The sequence below is a fragment of the Acinetobacter sp. SFA genome (assembly GCF_001647535.1).
Lineage (GTDB): Bacteria > Pseudomonadota > Gammaproteobacteria > Pseudomonadales > Moraxellaceae > Acinetobacter > Acinetobacter pecorum.
Map to the genome: position 1 here is coordinate 86,240 of NZ_LSZI01000022.1, position 23,647 is coordinate 109,886.

Here is a 23,647-nt window from a genome sequence, read left to right on the forward strand (position 1 = left end):
AGGATTTAGAAGAATCGGTCGAAATGAACTTGTTGTAGTGGAATACCCGCCTGATGCGCCATCTGTTCAATGGATTTCACCATCGGCGGTGGCCCGGCACAATAAATCTCATGCTCAGGTAATTGCTCGCCCAGCACATCATTGATTACATCATGAATGAAACCGGAACGGATGCCGTCTATCAGTTCTGCAGACGTGGCAGGCACATAATTGAGACGCTCACCCAATTCGGTCCAGTCCCTGAGCTGATTTTCGGTCAACAAATCACGTTGTTCACGTCCACCGTGGAAGAACCAGACCTTATGATGTTGCAAGCGCGGATTGGCCGCCACACCACGCGCAATCGCCAGCATTGGCGCAAGACCCGAACCACCTGCAACACAGACAATCGGACGTGGCTGTTCCTGCAAATGCGCCAGACCATAAGGCCCATCAATCTGAATCACGGCATCTTGTCGTTGTTGCTCATCGAACAGCAAATTGGTCATCTTGCCATCCGGCACACGGCGAATCTGGAACACCCACAGTCCTTCGTCATTCGGCAAGTTCGACATCGAATAGGCCCGCAGCAATTCCTGATTTACCCAGAGCAGTGCATATTGCCCTGGAATAAATTGGGCTGGTTCATCCGACTGTAAATGAATTTCTAAAATATCATGGGTAATCGCTTGCACATGCTTGAGCTTCACGGCTTGCTGTTTTGGCAAAATTTTAGGCGTGCACTGTTCATCTAAACGAACCTTGATCACACAGTCCGATTTTGGCCGACACTGGCAAGCCAATACACGTCCCTTACGTTTATCGCGATCAGACAACCCAGGTGCGTCTGCCCACAGATTTTCAACCTCACCCGACAACACTTCAATTTTACAGGTGCCGCAACCACCGGCATTGCATTCATAAGGCAAGCCCAAACCTTCACGCAAACCGCCGCGCAGCAGAACATCGTCTGCTGCACAGTGAAATTGACCCTGTCCTTCAATCTGGATTTTATACATAGCACCTTACTCCACCAAATAGACCTGACCATCACGTACAAATGAGGTGTAGGTTTTGAGTGGAATACTGCAGGGTGCACCACACGGCTCACCAGTTTTAATATCGAAAGCGCCAGCATGGAACGGACATTCTACTTCGCAGCCATCAACTTCACCATCAGCCAAAGATGCATCCCCATGGGTACAGGTATCATCAGTGACATAGAATCCACCATCTTCCAGATGAAATACCGCAAGTGGTGGATAACCGTCGATAATGACCTGTAAGCCTTCCCCCTGTTCAATCTCCGAGGTGAGGCAAAGAAATTTTTCAGCAATATTGTTCACTTGAATATTCATGCGCTCAACTCCTCAATCGGTGAATCTGTCGCTTCAGGTCCCAGGGTGTGATAACCGCCATCGGCATGGATGGTGCTACCGGTGAGCAATTTGGCTTTTGGACTGCAAAGCAGGCTTAAAGCTTCTGCCACCTCTTCGGCATCGGCAATACGGCCCAGCACATGGAAACGACCCGCAACACGATCGGTTTTCGGACGGTCATTGCCTGAAATCATCTGCATTGGCACAGACCAGGTCCAGCCCAAAGACAAGGCATGCACGCGGATACCATCAGTGGCTAAATCGAGTGCCATACTTTTGGTTAGCTGTTCCAGTGTGGCCTTTGATGCCGGATAAACCCAGCGCTCTTTTTGGGCAATACGGGCACTGACACTACTGATATTGATCACTGCAGCATCTGAACTCGCTTTCAGCAATGGGCGGCAGGCCTGTACCAATGCAGCATGACCAAACACCGTGACATTGAAGGTATTTTGCCAATCTTGACGTGTCGACTGAGATCCATGATCCTCATACAGACAGGCCAGATTCACCAGAATATCCACTTGTGTCAGCTTGCCCACCAAGGCCTGAATGCTGTCATCACTGGCCAGATCAAGATATTCAAAGCGAGTTTGGGTTTCATTTGCGACCTGTTGGCCTTGTTCCTGATTAATATCAGCAATAATGACGTCCGCACCCAGGCCTTTTAATTCTTTGACTACAGCCTGGCCAATATGGGTTGCACCACCTGTTACTAAAACAGCTTTATTCTTAAGATCGCTCATGAAACCTCCTTATATTGAGGCCATTCTGTAAACTGTCCTTTGCAGAACAGCAATGGACGCTGATTGCTGTGACGGCATTGCTCAATTTTTCCAAGGAAAATCTGGTGATCGCCGGCTTCAATCTGCTTTTCATTTTTGCAAACAAACTGCACCACACACCCTTCCAATACGGGCGCTTTAGACTGTTCAATATTCCACACACCGTGCTGGAATTTATCGGCAATCGGCTTGGCAAAGTTCAGACCTACGTCCTGCTGGTCTGCTCCCAGAATATTAATGGCAAAGTATTCTGCATTTTCAAAAACCATACGACTTGGTGAATGATTCACTAGACTCCACAAGACGAGTGCAGGATCTAATGACACGGAACTAAATGAATTAATAGTCAGTCCGACAGGTTGTTGCTGTTGATCCAGACAGGTGACAATCGCTACACCTGTGGCAAAACCGCCGAAGGCCTGCCGAAGCGCTTTCGCTTCAGCCAGGTCAACGTCCTGCCACAGTACTTCAGGCAGCTGCATGATTAAACTCCTTGCGTGACAGATATTCTTTCGCGCCCTCCGCACCATCCACGGCTGGCCAGAAACCACGTGGATGGTTGAAGTGGCCCATAAAGTCATCGGCAATTGCACTGTTTTGAGATGCTGCTCCCAGAACTTGAAGCAAGCTTTCGCTTGGCGGATTTAGCAACAGGTTGGTAAATTCAGTGGTATAGCGGCCGGAATATTCCCAGAATTCATCAAAGACTTGCGTCATCCATTCGGCAGTAAAGGCTTCATCGCCATGTGCCAGAATGGCCTGCAGATAATGCTCGACCATACGAGTCGCATTGTTTGCGCCCTGACCAGCAATCGGGTCATTGACCATCACTGTGTCGCCAATACCCCAAATCGAAGCACCATTTTCCAAAGTTGCAACCGGATAACGGACTTCCGGACGGAATGCGCCTTTCAGCCAGGCATTCGGATCACTCAGTTCCATGTTATCGACCATACGGAAGCTCTGGTCTGGTGTTACTTTAGCTACTGCTTCTTTCATGCGTTGCAGCATTTCGTCACCGCTGGTCACATCATCAAAGATATCCATTGGACCATTGGGTACACATTCAAACAGGAAGCTTCGACACGGGCCATAGGTATGGCTGTAGAATGGCATGCTGAAATATTCACCTGCACCGGCAATAAAGTTAAAGTGCAAGGTTTGCGATGGCTGACCTTGCCAACTGTTCGGTCCGCACAAGTCATCACCTACCACCAAAGCCGCAGCCAGTTTACGTGGCGGAGCCTGATGCACCGAGCGGGATTCATTACGTTTGAACAGGCTGGTAATATTGCCTTTGCCCGCCGCAAGAATCGTTAAATCATTTTCAGCAGAGATGATTTCCAAATCTTCAGGTGTCACATTCTGGATTACCAGCTTGCCACCACGACGTGGGTATTCTTCTAGCCATCGGTGGTATTTAGTGCGCTGGTCCATGGCAATGCCTTTATTTTCATGCAGAAAACCGGTCAAAGGCAGTGCCACCGTACCGTCTGGCGCACGGAAGTCGACATGAATCGCCTCTCCATGATGTGCCTTGCCATCCCAGAAATTCAGGCCCAGTTTACGTTCCACTTCAAGCGTATTGGCGAAGAACATGGTGGTACTGACCATGCGGCCATGTAACAGTTCTTCAGCTGGACGATCTACATATACAGTAACGTCGTATTTTTTTTCTAGTAATGAGAATGCCAGTAACAAACCTGCCTGCCCACCACCAATAATTGCGATTTTTCTCATCTCTTGAATTCCTCTTTGGGCCGTGTCTGATGCAGTAGCTATCGTTATATTTGCGCTTATGTTGTCGGATACGGCTGATTAAAAGTCAGGTTTAATTCCACCCGGTCAAATTTCCATTCATCTTCTTCATCACAGCGAACAGTGGCTTGATAAAATCCGCCCAGACAGCTGGTGGTGGCCTGCATGCCTTTCTCGGCAAGTTTGCAGACTTCCCAAAGCATCCAGCTGACATTGGCATGATGATGATCCAGCACTTCGATATCCGGCATGGCCATAATGTGCAGGCTCCACAGCACCTGCGCTTCAGCAATGCCAGACAGCGCATCCAGAATGTTTTGCCGACCTTGATATTCGCCAAAACCATTCGCACACCAGACCGCATCGTCATGAAACAGATGCTGCATAATGGTTGGGTTGTTGCGCTGGTCCGCTGCGGTTGCATAGCGGCCGACCAGGCTGCGAATGGCTTCGCAGCTTTCCAGGTAGTGCAAACGGGTTTCCAGATTGTGCTGGCTCATATTCAATTCCTTTAAACGTTGACCACGTCACCAGTTTCATAGACAAAGCGGGTTTCTTCAAAGGCATATGGCACACCGACAGAACCTTTATACAGTTCGATATGCGGTGCAATTTCAGCAAAGCTCAGGCTGAGCCAGTACAGCTTGTGTAGCTCTTCCGGCAATGAGCCCAATGGATATTGGTCTAATGCCGCCAGCAGGTGACGCATTTCCGGCAGAATCGCATCATAAAATGCCTGCAGCTCTTCTTTGGTGGAGTTCAGACGGGCCAGATGACGCTGTTTAGAGGTTCCAAGTGCCCACTTCGCGACAAAAGGTTCCAGAGCAGCAAAGTCAGCCGGCAATTGTGAAATGATATTTGACATGTGCATTCTCCTTATGCGCGATTCAGGTATTGTTCAAGAACGTGGTAGCCATGACGAATCAGGATTTCTTCATCCTGTAAATGCATGACTTTCTTGGCTTTAGATTCCAGTGCTTCCTGGGTGTCTTCCATGGTTGCAGTATCTTCTAACCAGGCATTACGCTGCAGTACCTGAGCAAATTCCTGTGCCCAGCGCTCTGAATAAGTTTTCGCTTTAGGCAGGTAGTAACGGCCTTCCCAACGGGTTTTGTTGTGACCGACTGGCCAGAACTGGTGGGTAAACCATACGCCTTCTGTCACATGCACCAGAATGTTCGGGAAAATGACAGAAAGCTCGAATGAAAAATCATCACGGTCATTTGGATTCACTGACTTCGGTAACTGCGTACGTTCGTAGTGATTGACCAGTGATGCTCCGGTAATTTCTCCGGAAAGTGCCGCAGCCGGTTTTGGATTGGCATTTTTAGTGAGGCAGACCGCACAGGTACGGTGATCGCCAAACAGTTGTACTTCTTGCAGGCCAGAGGCAAACACATTCGGGAATGAACCGGCATGAATGGTGGCTACGTGATAGGCCTCAGCAAAGGCATCATGTGCGACTTTCCAGTTACAGTTCAGTACCGTGTTATAGGCAAAGCATTCTTCCATTTCATGAAACGGATAACCGCCTAAATGTGTACCCATGCCGCCCAGGAATTCTTCTACACCTTGAGTGCCTTCATTATCCAGGTTCACGAAAATAAAGCCTTCCCAGACTTCGGTACGTACGGGTGCCAGACCGTTATGACCTTTGTCAAAGCAGGAAGTGAATTTTTCCTCTTCAGGTACACTAACTAAGTCGCCTTTGGCATCGTAAACCCAGCCATGGAAACGGCAGGTCACAACTGCAGCTTTATTTGACCCGAAAGTTTCGTTGTCGGTTTCTACTACAACCTTGTTGCCCCGATGCGAACAGATGTTGTGAAAGCCGCGGATCTCGCCGTCTTTGCCATGCATAAGAATCACGGAAGTTTTAGCAAAATCCAGACGTTTGACCTTGTAATCGCCTTTCTTTGGAATTTCTTCAATACGACCGACTTTTAGCCAGACTTTAGAAAATACCTTGTCGATTTCTTCCTGATAGATTTCCGGTGAAATACATGGCTCGGTTGGAATAGGTTCAATACCGAGTTCAGGATAAAGTTCGCCCCAACGGAGTTTAGAATTACTGTTCATATGACATTCCTGTTCAAGTTTCTAAGTTCTTTACTTTCAATAGGCAGTGGTGTGGCACCACTGCAGCTTGTTGTTAAATCCAGTTTTGATTAAAGTTGATAGTGTTCGCGCACCAGATCTGCGATGCCGAGTTTTTCCAGAATTGGCATTGGACACAGGAACGTGGCACGTACCATACCCGGCAAACGGCTGATTTCAATCGAACCGGTAATGGTGCAGCGGTTCATGACTTCGTCATAGCTCAAACCCGTAGTTTTAGCCGCGCGATTCAGTGCATTTTCAGTCGCATCATTCAGATTTTTACCAGTACCCATAAAGGTAATTGGACCGCTTTCTTCAATTTCGGTCTGGCCCCAGCGTTCGCCGAGTGCTTTCACTTTCTCTTTTTCTTCTTTAGTAAATGGACGGGCCATCGGTGGAAGATCATCTGGTGCCTGTAACAGGATTGGACCATCAATGGTCAGACCTTTAATCACTTCGACTTGCAGTTCGGTTTCACCAGACACGTCCGTGGCATGACCGGCAATTTCGCCATTGCCTTGCTGTGCATGCATGTCGCCCATGTACACACCGGCTCCTGGCACTTTAACCGGACAGATCAAGATACAACCCGGACGGATTGAGTTGGTATCCATATGGCCATCGGTTTTTGCTGCAACAAGCTCATCTTCTGTCATGCCAAATTTGTGCGGTGCATTAATCAGGTACTGACCAAAGTCATGACAGTTATGTGAGTCAGGTAGATCACGTGATGGTGTTGTACCGATGTTGCCCAGGAATGGACGCATATGCGCTGCGACTCCCGGCATATCAGCACGAGCAAGCGACAGGATTGAGTGTTGTGCTGCATGTTCAGGCAGTGCAGACAGTTCATTGACATTGCCGGCAAGTTTGTTGGCAATCTCCTGATTGACCGTCAAACTCACTTTGTTTTCTTCATCAAGCACGATCACATAGCCATGTGAAAACTCAAAAGCACTGACTTCCGCATCACAGTTTTTACAACGAATTGCATCTTCACCAATGCCCTCTACATAGCTTGCAGGCTGTTCTGTACCACATGCACTACAGTATTTCGCCACAAACGGGTCGCCATGGTAGCGTCCTTCAACAAAGCTCATGACACCTGAAGATGTTGCAATCGAGTTCACTTTCATTTTCTTGATTTTAAGTGCAACCGCATCACCGACTTCTGCACCTTCAATAAACACAGGCAATGTCACTTCATGACCACCCTGGAATGCAGGGGTAATCATTGGGCCCCAACAGCCCGGAGGTGTACCGGTTTTTAAGATTCCGCCATTTTTCAGTGGGCCAAGCATGCGTTGGCTTGGACCAACAATCCCGCCCGAAAATTCATTCACCAGCAAATAGTCCACTGCATTGGTACTGCCTGCTGCATAGTCTTGGTTTTCAATCTTCATCGTATTACCCCTATAGTTTTAAATAGCTGATTTTTAAAATGGAACTGTGATATCAAGTGCGAACTTCTGACCTTCAGGTCGGTTTTCCACATCAAATTCTTTCTGGTATTTGGCGGCAACTGCGACGCCTTTAGCGAATTGGTAGCGCACTTGCGGACCAATACTGGCTGCTTTTGCCTTGAACTCGCCTAGTACGGCCCCTGCACCAGAGTCGCCTTCAAGCTGGCGATGTACATAACCACCTAGACCGACCGCTAAAGGTCCCATGTGCTTGGCAACGATGTAATCCACATGCAAGGCATTACCTGACTCATAACTGGTGTCTTTGTTTTCAAAGTTGATGTCATACATCCACTTAGTGCTGACTTCGATGCCTTGCTGGTTCAGATAAGTCGCAGAAACAATTGGCTGAATGGTGTAGTAGTTTCGGCCAATATTGGCGAGGCGGTTTTTGTTATATGAACCGACTGGGATATAGAAATCGACACCCGTTGCCACATGCCAGTCACCTTTGTGCCAGCCCAATAGAAATGGATCGATAATCACATCACCCAATGCAGTTTTTTCATCTTGCCCACCGCCCAAAGTGATGTCGGCATTGGCATAAACCAGAAATGCGTGCATCCCCCATGTTGCACCTAGAAAGGTCTTGTCACTGACATACACACCACGCGCGACGGTGGCAAAGGTATCCAGCTTGAAATCATCAAATACCGGATGATCATTTTTGAATTTGTCTGCTGAATAAAACTGGTTGTAGCTCACCAGGTAAGTACCTGGAGGTGGCATTGCACCACCGAAGAAACTTTCTGTGCCATCCGGATAGGCACTACCACCATTTTCAGCTGCAAATGCGAACGGTGCACAGCTGATCAGGCTTGTGGTGAGTACCACTGATTTCAGATATTTGCTTAGCATTTACAGCTTTCCCCTAGTCTTCAAAGTCTTTAGTTGCAGGGCTTTCGAAGCCTCAAGCGCATGACTTAATCTAGACTTGAAACATGGCAGGGAAATATAGGGACGAATCTGTGTTTAGATAGGTAAAACCTGAAGATGGCTAGCTGAAACTGCGCAGTAGTCTAGGTGTTTGTCTGGAGAAAATTTAGTTAAATGGCACATTGCTATAGGTGAAACCACCTATAAAACAGTCAGAAAATGGCCATTTTTTTGGAAAAATTTTGGAATATAAAATTGTGCCTGATGGCCTTTCATTCCGCTTTTAACAATCCGGATATTCCTTTTGCATCGGGATAAAACGGATTCCATGTTGTTCCGTGTATTTCCCCGTTTCCACAAAACCAAAGCGCTTGTAAATATCCAAGGCATAAAGACTGGATTTTACCGTAATACTTGAATGGCCTTGACGGCGGATCTCGCCTTCTAAAAAGCGCCACATTTGCCGGCCATAACCCTGCCCCTGATAGGCTTGGTTCAGGAAAAAATGCATGAAGTGTGCAGGTTCCATATAAGCCACGACACCTATCACCTGATGATCGATTTCTGCCACAAAATAATGAATGTCCGGACGCTCGAAAATGGCCTGAATCATCTCAGGCTGAAAGCGCTGGCGCCCCTCTTCTGAACTGATCACGGCATCGACAAAGGGTGCAATCACATCGATAATGGCACAAGTATCCTGAATATTGGCTTTTCTGATTTTCATGTTTTTTAAATCCCTCTTTATTAGCTTGTCCACATTAAAAAATTTTTATTCTTAAAAGTTAGCTGCTTTAGCTGTTCTTGAATGGACTTCCCCAAATTTAAAAACTGGTCTGAATATTCGGTAATATCCTTCTCTGCGCCTTGTCCGTATTTTCAAGACAGCAACTCACTCTATTTAAAAATCCATTTATTTAAAAGCTTGTTTAACTATACTTTTCTGATTAAAACCAAGCTTCATTTAATATCAGGCAGCCTGTCTTTACAATTCATCCATATAGAATTTTCGATGAAATTTTTATGATATTTCTTTATCAGGAAGAAATTTAGGTAGGCATTCTGAACTTTTCTTGGTGTTCATCAAAGATAAACATTTGAGGTCGTTCGCTTCCCTGCAGGGAGTTTAATGAAACATTTTGAATGTGCTGTCTGCAAGCAACAGCTGTTTTTTTACAAATCAGTTTGTGATCATTGTCTGTCACCGATCGGTTATGTTGCTTCGGAAAAAGATCTGTGTGCATTCGAAAAACAGAGTGCTGAACGATGGGTGCCAATTGCCAAGAACTACCAGCATGCCAGCTATAAACCCTGTCATAATTACGTTCAATATCAAGTATGTAACTGGATGATTCCCAGCGATGAGGACGAGGAGTTTTGTGAATCCTGTCAGCTCACCCATGTCATTCCTGATCTGGAAAATTCAGAGAACCTGATTTACTGGTTTCGGCTGGAAGAAGCCAAACGCCGTTTCCTGTATTTGGCTCAGCGCATGAACATGATGCCACGGCCTAAAAAGTCAGAGGATGATCCATTTGGTCTGCGATTTGATTTCCTGCTGCCTCAGGAAGACCAACCTGTTTTAATTGGTCATGCCAACGGGATCATTACCTTAAATGCAATTGAGGCTGATGTGGTTTATCGGGAAACCACACGCGTGAATATGGGTGAAAACTACCGGACGCTATTAGGTCATTTTCGTCATGAAAGCGGACATTATTATTTTGCCATCATGCAGCATATGCACCCAGAGCTGCTCGATGAATTCCGCCATTATTTCGGGGATGAACGGCAAAATTATGGCAAAGCACTTGAACGCCATTATAACAAAGGTGCGCCGATCAACTGGCAGGAAAAGTACATCAGTGCTTATGCTACAGCCCATCCCTGGGAAGACTGGGCAGAAACCTGGGCGCATTATCTGCATATGATGGAAACCCTGGAAACTGCCTATTATGGTGGTCTTCGTGTTGAGGGCAATGGCAGTTATCTGGCCAGCATGAATTTTAAAGAATGCCCGATTGGTGGGCAGGACTTTGAACATATCCTTAAAAACTGGATTACCCTGACTTTTAATCTGAATGCCTTAAACCGTTGTATGGGCTTGGAAGATGCCTACCCGTTCAAGTTGAACGAAACAGTTAAAGACAAGCTACGATTTATTCACCGGCATGTGCTGGAAAAAGTTTTCAAATAGCCTGACCAATTACCTGTAAACCTAAATTTCTCGTTCCATATCACTCATATTACAAAGCCCGTAGTAAATGACGGGCTTTGTTTTGAAATTACTATAATTAAACCAATTAAGCCGTTTTCATTGAACCGGTTTCTTCAAACTGGGCATGCCAGGACAAAGCTTCATTTAACAAATGCGGTGTTTGACCACCATGTGCACAGGCGCGCTCAAAGTAATCATTCAGACTTTTGCGATAATCGGGATGAGCACAAATATCGATAATCTTGCGGGCACGTTCACGTGGTGCCAATCCGCGCAGATCGGCCAAACCTTGCTCTGTTACCAGAATATCCACGTCATGGTCAGTATGATCTGTATGGCTCACCAGTGGAACCACAGACGAAATCGCACCACCTTTGGCATAGGATTTAGTCACAAAGATCGCAATATGTGCATGACGGGTAAAATCACCTGAGCCGCCAATACCATTCATCATCTTGGTGCCAGCGACATGGGTTGAATTCACATTCCCGTAAATATCAAACTCCAGTGCGGTATTGATTGCAATTATACCCAGACGGCGAATCAGCTCAGGATTATTGGATAATTCCTGTGGACGTAACACAATTTTATCTTTGTACTGATCAAAATTCTTCATCACCCGTGCCGCACACTCATCGCTCAGGGTCATGGAACAACCAGAAGCAAAGGTCATTTTTCCTGAATCGATAAGCTGGAAAGTACAGTCTTGCAGGACTTCAGAATACATTTCCAGATGGTTGAAATTAGAATGTTCAAAACCTGCAAATACGGCATTTGCCACGGAACCTACTCCGGACTGCAGCGGCCCCAAATTTTCAGGTAACCGCCCTGCGGCGACTTCATTTTCAAAGAATTGAATTAAGTGGCTGGCAATCGCCAGTGTTTCTTCATCCGGCTCATCCATTGCGAAAGAAGTATCCGGAATCTCATTAATGACAATCGCAGCAATTTTTTCAGGTGCAACATGGATTCCGATTGTGCCTATCTTGTCACTGGCTTGCGTCAAAGGAATCGGACCACGGTTTGGACGGGCTTTAGGCAAATAAATATCATGTACGCCTTCTAGGACCGGATTAATTGTCGTGTCGATTTCAATAATGACCCGATCTGCCATTTCGATGAAATTCGCCGAGTTTCCACAAGAACCGGTCGGAATAATCTGGCCATCTTCGGTAATTGCAGTTGCAGCAACTACGGCGATATTTACTGCTGGAAGGTTTTTATGACGGATATTGTCTGCCAGTTCAGAAAGATGCTGATCGATATACATCACTTCACCATTATTGATGGCCTGACGTAAAGAAGGATCAGCCTGATAAGGATAACGGCGGGTTATAACGTTGGCTTCATTCAGTTTCCCATCAATCCGGTTCCCCAGACTTGCACCTGTCGCCAAGGTAATACGGATCGGATGCTGCCGGGCATATTCAGCCAATGCCAAAGGCACAGTTTTCACCTCGCCGGCGCCGCCAAACCCGCTCAAACCAATTACATCACCGTCTTGAATCAATTGTAGTGCTTTTTCTACAGGTACTACTTTATCTTGTAATGCGAGCAAACGAATACGCTCTAAACCGTTCATAAAAATTCTCAAAAATTAAAAATAAAGAGACGCCTGCTCCTGGCGTACCAGAAGCATTGTGGTCTAATTCAAAAAATATTTAAGTTTGCTACTTTGAGCATATGATCATGCAATTATGAAAAGACTTAAATCAGTTCTACAGCAATCGCTGTTGCTTCCCCACCGCCAATACACAGTGCTGCAATGCCTTTCTTGCCACCAGTACGCATTAAGGCATGAATCAAGCTCACAATAATTCGGGAACCGGAAGAACCTAGGGGATGACCAAGCGCACAGGCACCGCCATTGACGTTCACTTTTGCTGAATCAAGTTTAAAAGCATCTATTGCTAACATGGTCACCATGGCAAAAGCTTCATTGATTTCCCAAAGATCAACCTCCTGAGCATCCCAACCCGTTTTTTTCAGGACTTTTTCAATCGCACCCACTGGTGCAATGGTGAATTCTGATGGATGCTGCGAATGGCTGGCATAGGCCACAATATTAGCCAGCGGCTTTAAGTTGCGCTGCGCGGCAATTTCACTCGAGGTAATCACCAGTGCCGAAGCACCATCAGAAATGGAGCTGGCATTTGCCGCAGTAATTGTTCCATCCTTTTTGAAAGCTGGACGTAAGGTTGGAATTTTGTCAGCCTTGGCATTTAAAGGCTGTTCATCCTGTTCCACCACCACATCGCCTTTACGGCTACTGACAGTAACCGGTACGATTTCATCTTTAAAGAAGCCTTGCTGAACGGCGGTCACGGCTTTATTTAAGGAACCAATTGCATAGTCATCCTGCTGCTCACGGGTATAGCCTTTTTTATCCGCCATTTCCTGAGCAAGGATTCCCATAGACAGGCCGGTTTCCGCATCTTCCAGACCTTCCTGGAACATATGGTCAATGACTTTTCCATGCCCCATACGGAATCCGGCCCGTGCCTTGTCCATTAAATATGGTGCGTTTGACATCGATTCCATACCACCTGCAACCACAATCTCTGCTGAACCGGCCTTGATTGCATCTGCTGCCTGCATCACCGCCTTCATGCCTGAACCACAAATTTTATTAATCGTGGTCGCCCCGGTGGAATCAGGTAGACCCGCCTGGCGCATGGCCTGACGTGCCGGGCCCTGCTTTAAGCCGGCTGGCAGTACGCAGCCCATAATCACTTCATCAATATCATTGACCGACAGACCTGCACGTGCCACTGCTTCCTTGATCACCACAGCACCCAAATCCGGCGCGGTACAGCTTGAAAGTGAACCTTGAAAACCGCCCATCGCGGTACGTACTGCATCTACAATTATGATCATTTTAGTTTCATCCTTTTTCATCATTGTTATCAACCCTACATAACCAAAGCGCTGTAGAGCTGGTCCTTCGCAATTATTGCGGGTTAAGCCTGTGCAGTAAAATAGTCTTCAGGCAACTGCATCACCAGTTCCGCACCTGCCTGAATACGCTGAATTCTTGCACTTAAATCCGGAAGGACTTTGGCAATATAGTAATTGGCCAGTACCAGTTTATTCTGGAAGTAGCTGTCATCTTTGGCTGCAGCGGCTTTACTAATCCGCGCATACATATAGACAAAGCTGAGCAGCCCAACCGCATGTAAATAATCGACAGCAATCGAGTTGGCAAAATCAGGGTTCAGCTTAGACTGCTCGACGATGAATCTGGTGATGTCTTCAAGTTGCTGGCAGGTTTCTAGAGTCACAGCTTTAATCGTCAATGAATCATCTAAAATTTGGGCAAATTCACGGATTTCCGCGATATATTCTGCGATATAAGCGCCATTACATTTGGTGGTTTTACGACCGATCAGGTCAATCGCCTGCACGCCATTGGTGCCTTCATAAATCTGTGAAATACGCAGGTCACGAATACACTGTTCCATGCCCCATTCACGGATATAGCCATGACCACCGAAGCACATTTGCGCTTCCAGTGCAGAATCCAGTGCCTTGTCGGTCAAATAAGCTTTGGCGATTGGCGTTAACAGCGCCACACGGTCAGTTGCTTTACGCACCGCTTCAGGGTCGGTGGAGTATTTGGTAATATCCAGTTGTTGACCTACATACACCGCAAACGCACGTGAAGCTTCATTGTTGGCACGCACATTGAGCAGCATACGACGTACATCACCATGCACCAGAATTGAATCGGCTGGTTTTTCTGGAGATTTTGCACCAGTTGATGCACGGCCCTGTAAACGGTCCGTCGCATATTGTGCCGCATTCTGGTAGGCAAATTCTGCTGCACCAATGCCCTGAATTCCCATAGACAAACGTTCGTAGTTCATCATCACGAACATGCCGGCCAGACCTTCATTTTTATTGCCAACCATATAGCCCTTGGCGCCGTCAAAGTTCATGACGCAGGTCGCCGAGCCTTTAATTCCCATTTTATGTTCGATTGAACCGGCAGATACTGCATTACGCTCACCCAGTGATCCATCTGCATTGACCAGGAATTTCGGCACAATAAACAGGGAAATACCACGTGAACCTACGGGTGCATTCGGAGTTTTTGCCAGCACCAGATGAATGATATTTTCACTCAGATCATGCTCGCCGCTGGTAATAAAAATTTTGGTGCCGGTAATATTGTATGAACCATCTTCATTCGGTTCAGCTTTGGTCTTGATAATGCCAAGATCTGTGCCGGAATGTGGTTCAGTCAGACACATGGTGCCCGACCATTCACCTGTATAGAATTTTGGTAAATAAGTTTCTTTTTGTTCCTGGGAGGCGCGGTCATTGATGGCCATACCTGCACCCACCGTTAATAGGGGGTAAAGCATGAAAGATGGATTGGTGCTCCAGATCATTTCATCGGCAAGTACGGTCAACATTTTCGGCATATTTTGTCCGCCCCATTCTTCAGGAGCACCCAAGCCTACCCAGCCACCTTCGGCAAACTGTCTGAACGCTTCTTTAAAACCTTTGGGTGTCGTTACCACACCATTGTTAAACTGAGCACCACCCTCTTCATCTGCAGGACGATTCAGATCAAGAATGACATTTTTTGAAAATTTTGCCATTTCTTCCAGAACCGCATTTGCAGTCGCCATATCGAGATGTGCAAGATTTTCGTTACCTTGCCAAAATTGTTCAGCCTGAAATACATCATTTAAAATAAATTCCATATCTTTCAGCGGCGCATTATAAATCGGCATTTTCAACTTCCTAAAATGGTGATACTCAATCCTGTTGCCAGGTATTTTCTGATTTTGATTAGATTTACTGCAGACAATTGCAAAATCTTGATATCAAATTCATTCAACAGTGAATATATAAAGTGACTCATAAAACTGCTTTGAAACTCACATCTTCTTGTCCAGTATAATCTACTGAATATGTCAGCTTAATATTGCTCTGTATTCTGCGCAAAACCTTGATGAATGCGGGCTTAATACCATCAAAGGATTTAGCTTGGTGCGCTGAAACAATAAAATAAATATACGGGAAATGGAATTTTATTTAGCAAAGTTGATCTCTAGGGTTCAATTTTCTTGACAATATTTTGAGCTTGTCACCCTGTCTATTTTTATTTGTCAGCAGTTGCTGCATAAATATACAAAATAAGATAAATATCACGACCTTAGTTTTATAGTAATCACGTGCAAAATTGCATATTCTTGGAAGGTTGTTTTTCAAAAAGTATGGACCAAGAAGATGATGACTGTAAGACAGCAGAACTTCCTTCTTCGTAAAGAGAAGATCCTGAACATGGCAGAGAGTTTGCTGCTTGACAATAATCAGGACATCACCTTGAGTGAACTCGCCAGTGAACTGGATATTGCCAAAGGAACCATCTACAAGCATTTTAAAAGCAAGAACCAGTTATATTTAGAATTAATTATTCTCAATGAAAAAAGAATTCTTGAAATATCAGAAAAGCATAATAATGATATTAAAAATTATGTTTCACAATATATGCTCTATCACATGCTTAATTCCAACCGGACCATTCTGTTGCATGTCATCGAAGAGCGTTTAACCAATAATGAAAAGAATCTGAAAGATTTATTTCAGGAGCTTTATCGTATTCGTGAAGAACGGATTCTCCGGATTAAAGATATCACTCATGATTATCTGGTTGCTTTAGAAAGCGCCATGTCGATTCGGGATTATTTATCTTATATCTGGACTGTGACCTATGGTGCCTCACTGTTATTAAATTCAAGCAATTATCAAAAAGCGATTGGTTCACGCGAACGTCTGATCAAGCTGTATATTAATCAGGCACTCATGACACCGGATAAAATTTCGTCGGTATAATGATCTGAATAAAAAATGCCTGATTTATTCAGGCATTTTTTATTCTAGACTATGAGTTTATAAAAATATTTTATGTCATCTTATCTGATCAATATCAGGCTGCCACAGGTGGAAAACCATCTTCAGTTAAAGCTGCAACAATCTCGGATTCGCTCACACTCGATTCAACCTCGACCAGCTTGCTGGCCACGTCAACATTTACTGTGGCATTTTCATCCAGATCTTTAATTGTGGCAGTGACACTGCGTGCGCAGCCACCACAAGTCATGTTTTCAATACGGAATTTCATGTTTAGCTCCATAGGATCGATTTAAAAATTGATGTGAATACAGCGCATGTCATTGCTGCTCAGTTCTGACACCTTGTTCAATCTGTTTTAAAATCTGGCAATCGGACTGTTCATTGCCGGCACACTGCTCCACCGATTGCTGTAATATCATCAGCATATGCTGCATATCGGCAATTTTCTGTTGTAAAAACTGGATATGCTTTTGAGCCAGCTGTTTGACCTCGCTGCTCTGGCGTGAGCTGTTCAGCCACAGGCCCAGCAGTTCTTTCATCTGCTCCGATGAAAATCCCAGTTCACGTGCATGCTGAATAAAACTTAAGGTTTTAATGTCCGCATCAGTATAAACCCGATAGCCTGCATCGCTTCGTTTCGGAGCGGGCAACAAGCCAATTTCTTCATAATATCGGATCATTTTTGCAGAGATGCCTGAGCGTTTTGCGGCTTGGCCAATATTCATCACGCTGACTCCTTAAACTGCACCGGTTGATAAGCCTTTAATCTCAAGGCATTGCTAACGACAAACACGGAGGACAATGCCATTGCGCCTGCGGCAAACATTGGCGATAACAGAATACCCCAAAACGGATACAGCACACCTGCGGCAATCGGAATTAAGGCAATATTATAGACAAAGGCCCAAAACAGATTCTGTTTGATATTGCGCATAGTGGCCTGACTCAAGCCGATGCCTGTCGCCACATGCTGTAAATTGCCTGACATCAATACGACATCGGCCGCCTCAATCGCGACATCGGTGCCGGTACCAATCGCCATACCAACATCGGCCTGGGCCAGTGCCGGTGCATCATTGATTCCATCTCCAACAAAAGTGAGCACACCATATTGCTGCTGGAGTTGACGTACTGCATCGACTTTTTCATGCGGCAAGACTTCGGCAATCACCTGATCGATTTTCAGCTGTTTGGCGATCGCCTGTGCGGTATGCTGATTATCACCCGTAATCATCGCTACTTTGAGGCCTTGGTCATGCAAGGCCTGAATCGCACTATAAGTAGTTGGTTTAATCGGATCGGCGACGGCAATAATCGCAGCCAGCTTCTGATTAATTGCCACATATAAGGGACTGCGACCCTGATCACCGAGTTTTTGTGCAGCAGACTTAAACAGATCGACATTTAAGCCCAAGTCCTGCATCAAACGTTCCGCACCAATATGCAGCTGCTGACCGGCAACCTGTGCTTTGACCCCTGCACCAGTGATCGAATCGAAATCGGTTACTTCACTCAGTTCAAGTTCTTGCTTGCGGGCAGCCTGAACGATGGCATGAGCAATCGGATGTTCAGATTTAGCCTCCACTGAAGCGACGAGCTGCAATACCTCCTGCTGATTAAAATCTGCCGTAACTTCAAAGTCGGTCAGCAGCGGTTTTCCCTCAGTTAAGGTTCCAGTTTTGTCCAGTGCGACGACTTTGGTTTGCTGCAATAACTGCAATGCTTCGCCCTTACGAAACAGCACGCCCAGTTCTGCTGCACGTCCAGTTCCGACCATAATCGAGGTAGGAGTCGCCAGTCCCATCGCACATGGACAGGCAATAATCAGTACAGCAACTGCATTTACCAATGCGTAGGTCAGATTCGGCTCAGGCCCAAACAGGAACCATACCATAAAGGTCAAGGCCGCTAGCGCCATGACCGCAGGTACAAACCATAAGGTTACTTTATCGACCACGGCCTGAATCGGCAATTTTGAGCCTTGCGCCTGTTCTACCATTTGAATAATCTGTGCCAGCACCGAATCCTGTCCGACCGCAGTGGCCTTGATTTGCAGGGTTCCGTTCTGGTTTACCGTACCCCCCACGACCTGATCGCCAACCTGTTTGGCCACAGGTAAAGGTTCACCACTAATCATGGCTTCATCGATATAACTTTGCCCGCTAACAACTTCACCATCGACAGCAACTTTTTCACCCGGACGGATTTCAATCAGCATACCTTGCTGCACATCAGCAATGGCTAGATCAACCCAGTGATTATTTTGTCGTACTCGGGCTGTTTTCGGCTGCAAACCGACCAGATACTGAATCGCTTCCGAAGTTTTCCCTTTGGCTTTGGCCTCCAGATAACGCCCCAGCAAGATCAGCGTAACAATGACGGCAGCCGCTTCGAAATACACATGCACGGTGGACTGTGGTAACAGCTGCGGAAAAAAGGTCGCAATACAGGAAAATCCGTAAGCTGCAATGGTTCCGACTGCGACCAGAGAATTCATATCTGGTGCCAGACGTAATAAAGCTGGAATCCCATGCTGATAAAAACGTCGTCCTGGAATCAGCAGTACCAAGGTGGTCAATACGAACTGGATGTACCAGCTGTTTTGTGTTCCCAGTGTATGGGTAATCCAGTGATGAAAAGCTGGTATCAGATGTGAACCCATTTCCAGAATAAATACGGGAATTGCCAGAACAAGTGCCAACCATAAATCGCGTTTCAGCTGTGCAGTTTCATTGGCTTTCTTTTCCTGAAAAGCCACATGATTCTCGGCTGAGAGATCGGTACCGGATTTTAGTGTGGCTTGATAACCAGCTTTCTCCACAGCAGCAATCAATGCCGGAATCTGGGAGTGCGAGGCTTTCACCCAGGCAGTTTCGGTGGCTAGATTGACCTGCGCCTCGCTGACGCCTTCTACTTTCAATAAGGCTTTTTCGACTCGTGCCACACATGAAGCACAAGTCATACCTTCAATTGCCAGTTCAATCCGGTCAGTCTGAATATCAAAACCGGCTTTTTGTACCGCCTGAGTTAGTTTAAATAATGGCACAGAATTGATCGCACTCACATGCGCCTTTTCAGTGGCCAGATTGACCTGTGCATCCAGCACACCCTCTACTTTTTTGAGTGCTTTTTCTACGCGAGCCACACAGGATGCACAGGTCATGCCTTCAATATTCAAATCAAACTGTTGCGTCGGCACATCGAAACCGGATTTTTCAATTGCTTGAACCAGCGCAGCGGCAGCAATCGGCTGCTGGCTTTTAATAAAAGCTTTTTCAGTCGACAGGTTGACAGATGCCTCGACCACGCCTTCAATTTTTTTTAAGGCTTTTTCCACCCGAGCTACACAGGAGGCACAGGTCATACCGCTAATCTGCACCTGTTGTTCATGCAACCGGGGAGTCGCTGATATATTCATTCCGTGTTCTCCATTCGCCCATTCACTACCTATCCCATAGCTTAAACATTACTATTATGGGAAGGTCAAGGTTTTGGGATAAATTCTTTATTTTTCCTTATATGAAGGCATGTAGCTCAATAAAAAGCCCGAACATAACGTCGGGCTTTTATGGCGATACTTTTGATCTAAAATGTACCGGACTCTAGTCAGCCGAAATATCTTCAAACAGGATTGAAGACAGGTAGCGTTCACCGCCGTCTGGCAAAATCACCACAATATTCTTGCCGGCATTTTCAGGACGAGCAGCCACCTGGGCCGCTGCTGCCATCGCTGCACCACATGAAATTCCCACAAGGATACCTTCTTGAGCGGCAGTTTTACGTGCCCATTCAACTGCTTCTGCGCTATTAATGGCAATCACTTCATCGACCAGGTCCAGCTCCAGATTACCTGGAATGAAGTTGGCGCCGATACCCTGAATTTTGTGTGGTCCAGGGGTTAGGGTTTCACCACGCTTCGCCTGACCAATAATTGCAGATTCAGCAGGTTCCACCGCCACTGAATATAAAGGCTTGTTTTTCACTTTTTCAAAATAACGTGAAACCCCGGTAATGGTACCGCCGGTGCCTACACCAGCAACTAGAATGTCCACATTACCACCGGTTGCTTCCCAGATTTCTGGTCCTGTGGTTTCTTCGTGAATTTTTGGATTGGCCGGGTTTTCAAACTGCTGTGGCAGGTAGTACAGTTCAGGGTTCTCATTGACTAGACGTTGTGCTTCTTCTACTGCCCCTTTCATGCCTTTAGCCGGATCTGTCAGTACCAGATTAGCACCTAGCGCTTTGACCACTTTACGGCGCTCAATACTCATGCTCGATGGCATGGTCAAAGTAATATCATAGCCTTTGGCTGCAGCAACGAAAGCCAGTGCAATCCCAGTGTTGCCACTGGTTGGCTCCACAATATGCATCCCCGGCTTGAGTTTGCCTGACTTTTCTGCATCAGCAACTAGTGCTGCACCCACACGACACTTTACTGAAAATGCAGGATTACGGCTCTCAATTTTTGCAAGTACATTGGCTGGACCTGAAATCACACGATTAATGCGAACAAGTGGTGTATTTCCAATCGCCTCTGCATTATTACTATAAACCGCTATACCTAGATTACTCGGTACTGGAAAAGCTGAATCTGTACTCATGATGATATCCCTGATGTTATTGGTTCAAGTCATTTAAACATCATACAAGCATTTTTGTGCTTTGTAGATGTTTGATGAAACTTGCACTTCATTGCACGAATGAGAACTAAAATGCTTCTCACATGCTGCAATAAATTTATCTTATCTATCAATATTTAAAATATAATTTTAATTGATAATTCAATTCATTAAAAACCATAAAACTTAACTGTTTTTAGCAATGTATTAAGGACCCAGCCCCGTATAATTGACTGGCTGTAACTTTATAATGGATATATTGAATGAAAACCGATTTTGAAATCACGACCATGCGCAATTCAGCAGAACAGGTCGTCGGCATTTTAAAATCTCTGGCCAATACTGACCGTCTTCTCATTTTATGCCATCTGTCACAAGCGGAACTGAATGTTTCAGAAATCGAGCAAATGACTGAAATCAAACAGCCTACGCTCTCCCAGCAGCTGATGATGCTGCGTAAAAGTGATGTAGTCCATACCCGGCGTAATGGCAAACAGATTTATTATTCAATTAAAGACCAAAATTTGATTGTCGTCTTAAATACACTTTACCAATTATATTGCAGCAATAAGGTAAATTAATGGTTATTTAAATTTTAGACATTAAGGGTGTTTTACATTATAAAAATCAGAATTCCAGATTTTTAGATGCAATGTGACTTGTTCCGATGATTCTAAATATGAATCATCACATATTTAGAACAGCTAAGACTTCTTAGCAGAATTTGTGCATAATATATCTATATTTGTGATTTAGACCTTTTTATGCCAAATTCCAAGTCTAAAATTCTGCATAAACTCCCTGCCTGGGCCTGGTTAAGCCACTATACGCCAGTCAAATTTAAATCCGATGTTCTGGCTGCCCTGATTGTAGTGGCCATGCTGGTGCCCCAAGGGATGGCCTATGCCATGCTTGCAGGCTTGCCACCGATCATGGGTTTATATGCCAGCATCCTGCCAATGATCATTTATGCTTTGCTCGGTGGTAGTTCGACTTTGTCAATCGGCCCCGTGGCCATCATTTCCATGATGACCTTCGCCACGCTTAATCCCTTGTTTGAGGTGGGTTCCCCGGTCTATATTGAAGCTGCAATGTTATTGGCACTGATGGTTGGCATTATCTCCCTGCTTTTAGGCGTATTCCGTTTTGGTTTTCTGATCCAGCTAATCAGTCATCCCGTGATTCAAAGTTTCATCATTGCATCAGCATTGCTCATTGCTTTTGGCCAGTTAAAGTTTTTGGTTGACCTCCCCTTAAAAGCCAATAATATTCCGGAGTTTGTCAGTAGCTTGTTGCAATACTTCCCGCTATTGCACCTTCCTAGCCTGATTTTCGGCCTGCTGTCTATCAGTCTGCTGATCTATCTGCCCAAGTTATTAAAATCTCAGGCTGTACAAAGCCGGATTGGTCCTACAGATTTTCTGGTCCGGGCGGTACCCCTGATTCTGGTGTGTCTCGGCATTGCTGCAATTGTATTTCTGGATTTAAAGATTTATGGCATTAAAACTGTCGGTGCAATTCCATCCGGTTTTCCACCTTTATCCTTTCCACACTGGAACTGGGAACTGGTCATGACCTTGTTGCCTGGTGCCAGCATGATCGCCATGATCAGCTTTGTAGAATCGCTTTCGATTGCGCAAGCCACAGCATTGCAGCAGCGCAGCCATCTAGATAGTAATCAGGAACTGATCGCGCTTGGCCTGGCCAATATCAGTGCAGGCGTAAGCTCAGCCTTTCCGGTAACGGGCAGCCTGTCACGGACTGTGGTGAATGCTGATGCCGGTGCCAAATCCCCTATGGCTGGTGTTTTATCTTCAATTCTGATTATTTTTGTCAGCCTGTTCTTTACCGGATTTTTTGAAGATCTGCCCCTGACGATTCTGGCCGCCACAATTATTGTCTCGATCTGGAAACTGGTTAACTTTCAGCCATTCGTTGATGCCTGGCGTTATTCCAAAGCAGATGGTCTTGCCATGTGGATTACTTTTCTGGGCGTGGTGCTGATTGACATTTCTACTGGTTTGCTGATTGGAATTGTATCAACTTTTGTGCTGATGTTATGGCGCATCAGCCGGCCGCATATTGCAGTCGTGGGTCTAGTTGAAGGAACCCAGCATTTTCGCAATATTCAGCGCCATCAGGTCATCACCTCAGATCGGGTGCTGTCACTGCGGATTGATGAAAATCTATCGTTTCTGAATGCCAATAACTTCAAAGGATATCTGATCAATGAGATCAGCCTGAATGACAAGCTACAACACGTGATTTTAAACTGTTCCAGTATCAGTGCCATTGATCTGAGTGCTCTGGAAATGCTGGAAGATTTAAATGCTGAATTGGCCAAACTGGATATTCACCTGCATTTCGCAGAAGTCAAAGGCCCGGTGATGGATAAACTGCAGGCGTCCAGATTGATGAAGCATCTGAGTGGCCGGATTTATCTGACACATTTTCAGGCGATCCGAGATCTGGCGCCAGAGATCTTTGAACAGCATAAAGATTATACAATTTAGGACCATTTAGACTTATACTCATGCCCGGCTATATAAAGCGGATATGAGTTCATGTCTTTTATGAATTTTCAAATATAATTTGAATTTCT

Annotated in this window: 22 protein-coding genes; 4 read left to right on the forward strand and 18 right to left on the reverse strand. The window is 45.6% G+C overall.

The features are described from left to right. Nucleotides 1-5: 5 nt before the first annotated feature. From AY607_RS14360 to AY607_RS14410, 11 genes are all read right to left on the reverse strand, one after another. The gene (locus AY607_RS14360) at nucleotides 6-998 is read right to left on the reverse strand and encodes a 2Fe-2S iron-sulfur cluster-binding protein (RefSeq protein WP_064102912.1); all 993 of its coding nucleotides are present in this window, start codon (nucleotides 996-998) and stop codon (nucleotides 6-8) included. 6 nt (nucleotides 999-1,004) lie between these two features. Beyond that, nucleotides 1,005-1,337, reverse strand: coding sequence for a non-heme iron oxygenase ferredoxin subunit (locus AY607_RS14365; RefSeq protein ID WP_064102913.1), 333 nt, complete (start codon nucleotides 1,335-1,337; stop codon nucleotides 1,005-1,007). Then, nucleotides 1,334-2,104 (reverse strand): SDR family oxidoreductase, encoded by a 771-nt coding sequence (locus AY607_RS14370; RefSeq protein WP_064102914.1) that lies wholly within the window; start codon nucleotides 2,102-2,104, stop codon nucleotides 1,334-1,336. The genes AY607_RS14365 and AY607_RS14370 overlap by 4 nt, the downstream gene beginning before the upstream one ends. Further along, nucleotides 2,101-2,625 (reverse strand): flavin reductase family protein, encoded by a 525-nt coding sequence (locus tag AY607_RS14375; RefSeq protein ID WP_064102915.1) that lies wholly within the window; start codon nucleotides 2,623-2,625, stop codon nucleotides 2,101-2,103. The genes AY607_RS14370 and AY607_RS14375 overlap by 4 nt, the downstream gene beginning before the upstream one ends. Further along, nucleotides 2,612-3,883, reverse strand: a complete 1,272-nt coding sequence (locus AY607_RS14380) for a styrene monooxygenase/indole monooxygenase family protein (protein ID WP_064096703.1) — start codon at nucleotides 3,881-3,883, stop codon at nucleotides 2,612-2,614. Before AY607_RS14380 ends, AY607_RS14375 begins: the two co-directional genes overlap by 14 nt. Nucleotides 3,884-3,939: 56 nt before the next feature. Beyond that, on the reverse strand, nucleotides 3,940-4,401 hold the full coding sequence (locus AY607_RS14385) for a nuclear transport factor 2 family protein (protein ID WP_064096702.1): 462 nt from the start codon (nucleotides 4,399-4,401) through the stop codon (nucleotides 3,940-3,942). Nucleotides 4,402-4,412: 11 nt separating this feature from the next. Beyond that, a complete protein-coding gene (locus tag AY607_RS14390) occupies nucleotides 4,413-4,766 on the reverse strand; it encodes a hypothetical protein (protein WP_064102916.1) in 354 nt (117 codons plus the stop codon). Nucleotides 4,767-4,777: 11 nt separating this feature from the next. After that, nucleotides 4,778-5,980, reverse strand: coding sequence for an aromatic ring-hydroxylating oxygenase subunit alpha (locus tag AY607_RS14395; protein ID WP_064102917.1), 1,203 nt, complete (start codon nucleotides 5,978-5,980; stop codon nucleotides 4,778-4,780). A gap of 89 nt (nucleotides 5,981-6,069) precedes the next feature. After that, complete coding sequence (locus AY607_RS14400) at nucleotides 6,070-7,404, reverse strand: acetamidase/formamidase family protein (RefSeq protein ID WP_064102918.1); 1,335 nt, start codon at nucleotides 7,402-7,404, stop codon at nucleotides 6,070-6,072. Nucleotides 7,405-7,437: 33 nt separating this feature from the next. Then, nucleotides 7,438-8,322 carry a transporter gene (locus AY607_RS14405; RefSeq protein WP_064096698.1) on the reverse strand — a complete coding sequence of 295 codons (885 nt, stop codon included), beginning with the start codon at nucleotides 8,320-8,322 and terminating at the stop codon, nucleotides 7,438-7,440. Between the two features lie 301 nt (nucleotides 8,323-8,623). After that, nucleotides 8,624-9,067, reverse strand: a complete 444-nt coding sequence (locus AY607_RS14410; RefSeq protein WP_064096697.1) for a GNAT family N-acetyltransferase — start codon at nucleotides 9,065-9,067, stop codon at nucleotides 8,624-8,626. Between the two features lie 402 nt (nucleotides 9,068-9,469). Here AY607_RS14410 and AY607_RS14415 point away from each other — a divergent pair, with 402 nt between their 5' ends. Further along, entirely contained in the window at nucleotides 9,470-10,537 is a 1,068-nt protein-coding gene (locus AY607_RS14415; protein WP_064096696.1) for a putative zinc-binding metallopeptidase, read from the forward strand. 106 nt (nucleotides 10,538-10,643) lie between these two features. Here the strand turns inward: AY607_RS14415 and AY607_RS14420 are convergent, their stop codons facing one another. The 3 genes from AY607_RS14420 to AY607_RS14430 form a co-directional block, all read right to left on the reverse strand. Then, nucleotides 10,644-12,140: a succinate CoA transferase gene (locus tag AY607_RS14420; RefSeq protein ID WP_064096695.1), complete on the reverse strand. Its 1,497-nt coding sequence runs from the start codon at nucleotides 12,138-12,140 to the stop codon at nucleotides 10,644-10,646. A 125-nt stretch (nucleotides 12,141-12,265) separates the two neighbouring features. After that, entirely contained in the window at nucleotides 12,266-13,435 is a 1,170-nt protein-coding gene (locus AY607_RS14425) for a thiolase family protein (protein WP_064102959.1), read from the reverse strand. Between the two features lie 83 nt (nucleotides 13,436-13,518). Continuing rightward, nucleotides 13,519-15,300, reverse strand: a complete 1,782-nt coding sequence (locus AY607_RS14430) for an acyl-CoA dehydrogenase C-terminal domain-containing protein (RefSeq protein ID WP_064102919.1) — start codon at nucleotides 15,298-15,300, stop codon at nucleotides 13,519-13,521. 499 nt (nucleotides 15,301-15,799) lie between these two features. On the opposite strand from AY607_RS14430, the gene AY607_RS14435 reads away from it, so the two are divergent. Continuing rightward, complete coding sequence (locus AY607_RS14435; RefSeq protein ID WP_064096693.1) at nucleotides 15,800-16,405, forward strand: TetR/AcrR family transcriptional regulator; 606 nt, start codon at nucleotides 15,800-15,802, stop codon at nucleotides 16,403-16,405. A gap of 94 nt (nucleotides 16,406-16,499) precedes the next feature. Here AY607_RS14435 and AY607_RS14440 read toward each other — a convergent pair whose 3' ends face one another. From AY607_RS14440 to cysK, 4 genes are all read right to left on the reverse strand, one after another. Continuing rightward, nucleotides 16,500-16,694, reverse strand: coding sequence for a heavy-metal-associated domain-containing protein (locus AY607_RS14440; protein ID WP_064102920.1), 195 nt, complete (start codon nucleotides 16,692-16,694; stop codon nucleotides 16,500-16,502). Between the two features lie 49 nt (nucleotides 16,695-16,743). Next, nucleotides 16,744-17,151, reverse strand: coding sequence for a Cu(I)-responsive transcriptional regulator (gene cueR / locus AY607_RS14445; RefSeq protein WP_064096691.1), 408 nt, complete (start codon nucleotides 17,149-17,151; stop codon nucleotides 16,744-16,746). Next, nucleotides 17,151-19,844: a heavy metal translocating P-type ATPase gene (locus AY607_RS14450; protein ID WP_064102921.1), complete on the reverse strand. Its 2,694-nt coding sequence runs from the start codon at nucleotides 19,842-19,844 to the stop codon at nucleotides 17,151-17,153. Before AY607_RS14450 ends, cueR begins: the two co-directional genes overlap by 1 nt. A 184-nt stretch (nucleotides 19,845-20,028) precedes the next feature. After that, on the reverse strand, nucleotides 20,029-21,027 hold the full coding sequence (cysK, locus tag AY607_RS14455; RefSeq protein WP_064096689.1) for a cysteine synthase A: 999 nt from the start codon (nucleotides 21,025-21,027) through the stop codon (nucleotides 20,029-20,031). Between the two features lie 281 nt (nucleotides 21,028-21,308). Between cysK and AY607_RS14460 the strand changes: the two genes are divergently transcribed. Both AY607_RS14460 and AY607_RS14465 read left to right on the forward strand, forming a co-directional pair. Then, nucleotides 21,309-21,626: an ArsR/SmtB family transcription factor gene (locus AY607_RS14460; RefSeq protein WP_064096688.1), complete on the forward strand. Its 318-nt coding sequence runs from the start codon at nucleotides 21,309-21,311 to the stop codon at nucleotides 21,624-21,626. A gap of 183 nt (nucleotides 21,627-21,809) precedes the next feature. After that, nucleotides 21,810-23,558, forward strand: a complete 1,749-nt coding sequence (locus AY607_RS14465; RefSeq protein ID WP_064096687.1) for a SulP family inorganic anion transporter — start codon at nucleotides 21,810-21,812, stop codon at nucleotides 23,556-23,558. Nucleotides 23,559-23,647 lie beyond the last annotated feature (89 nt).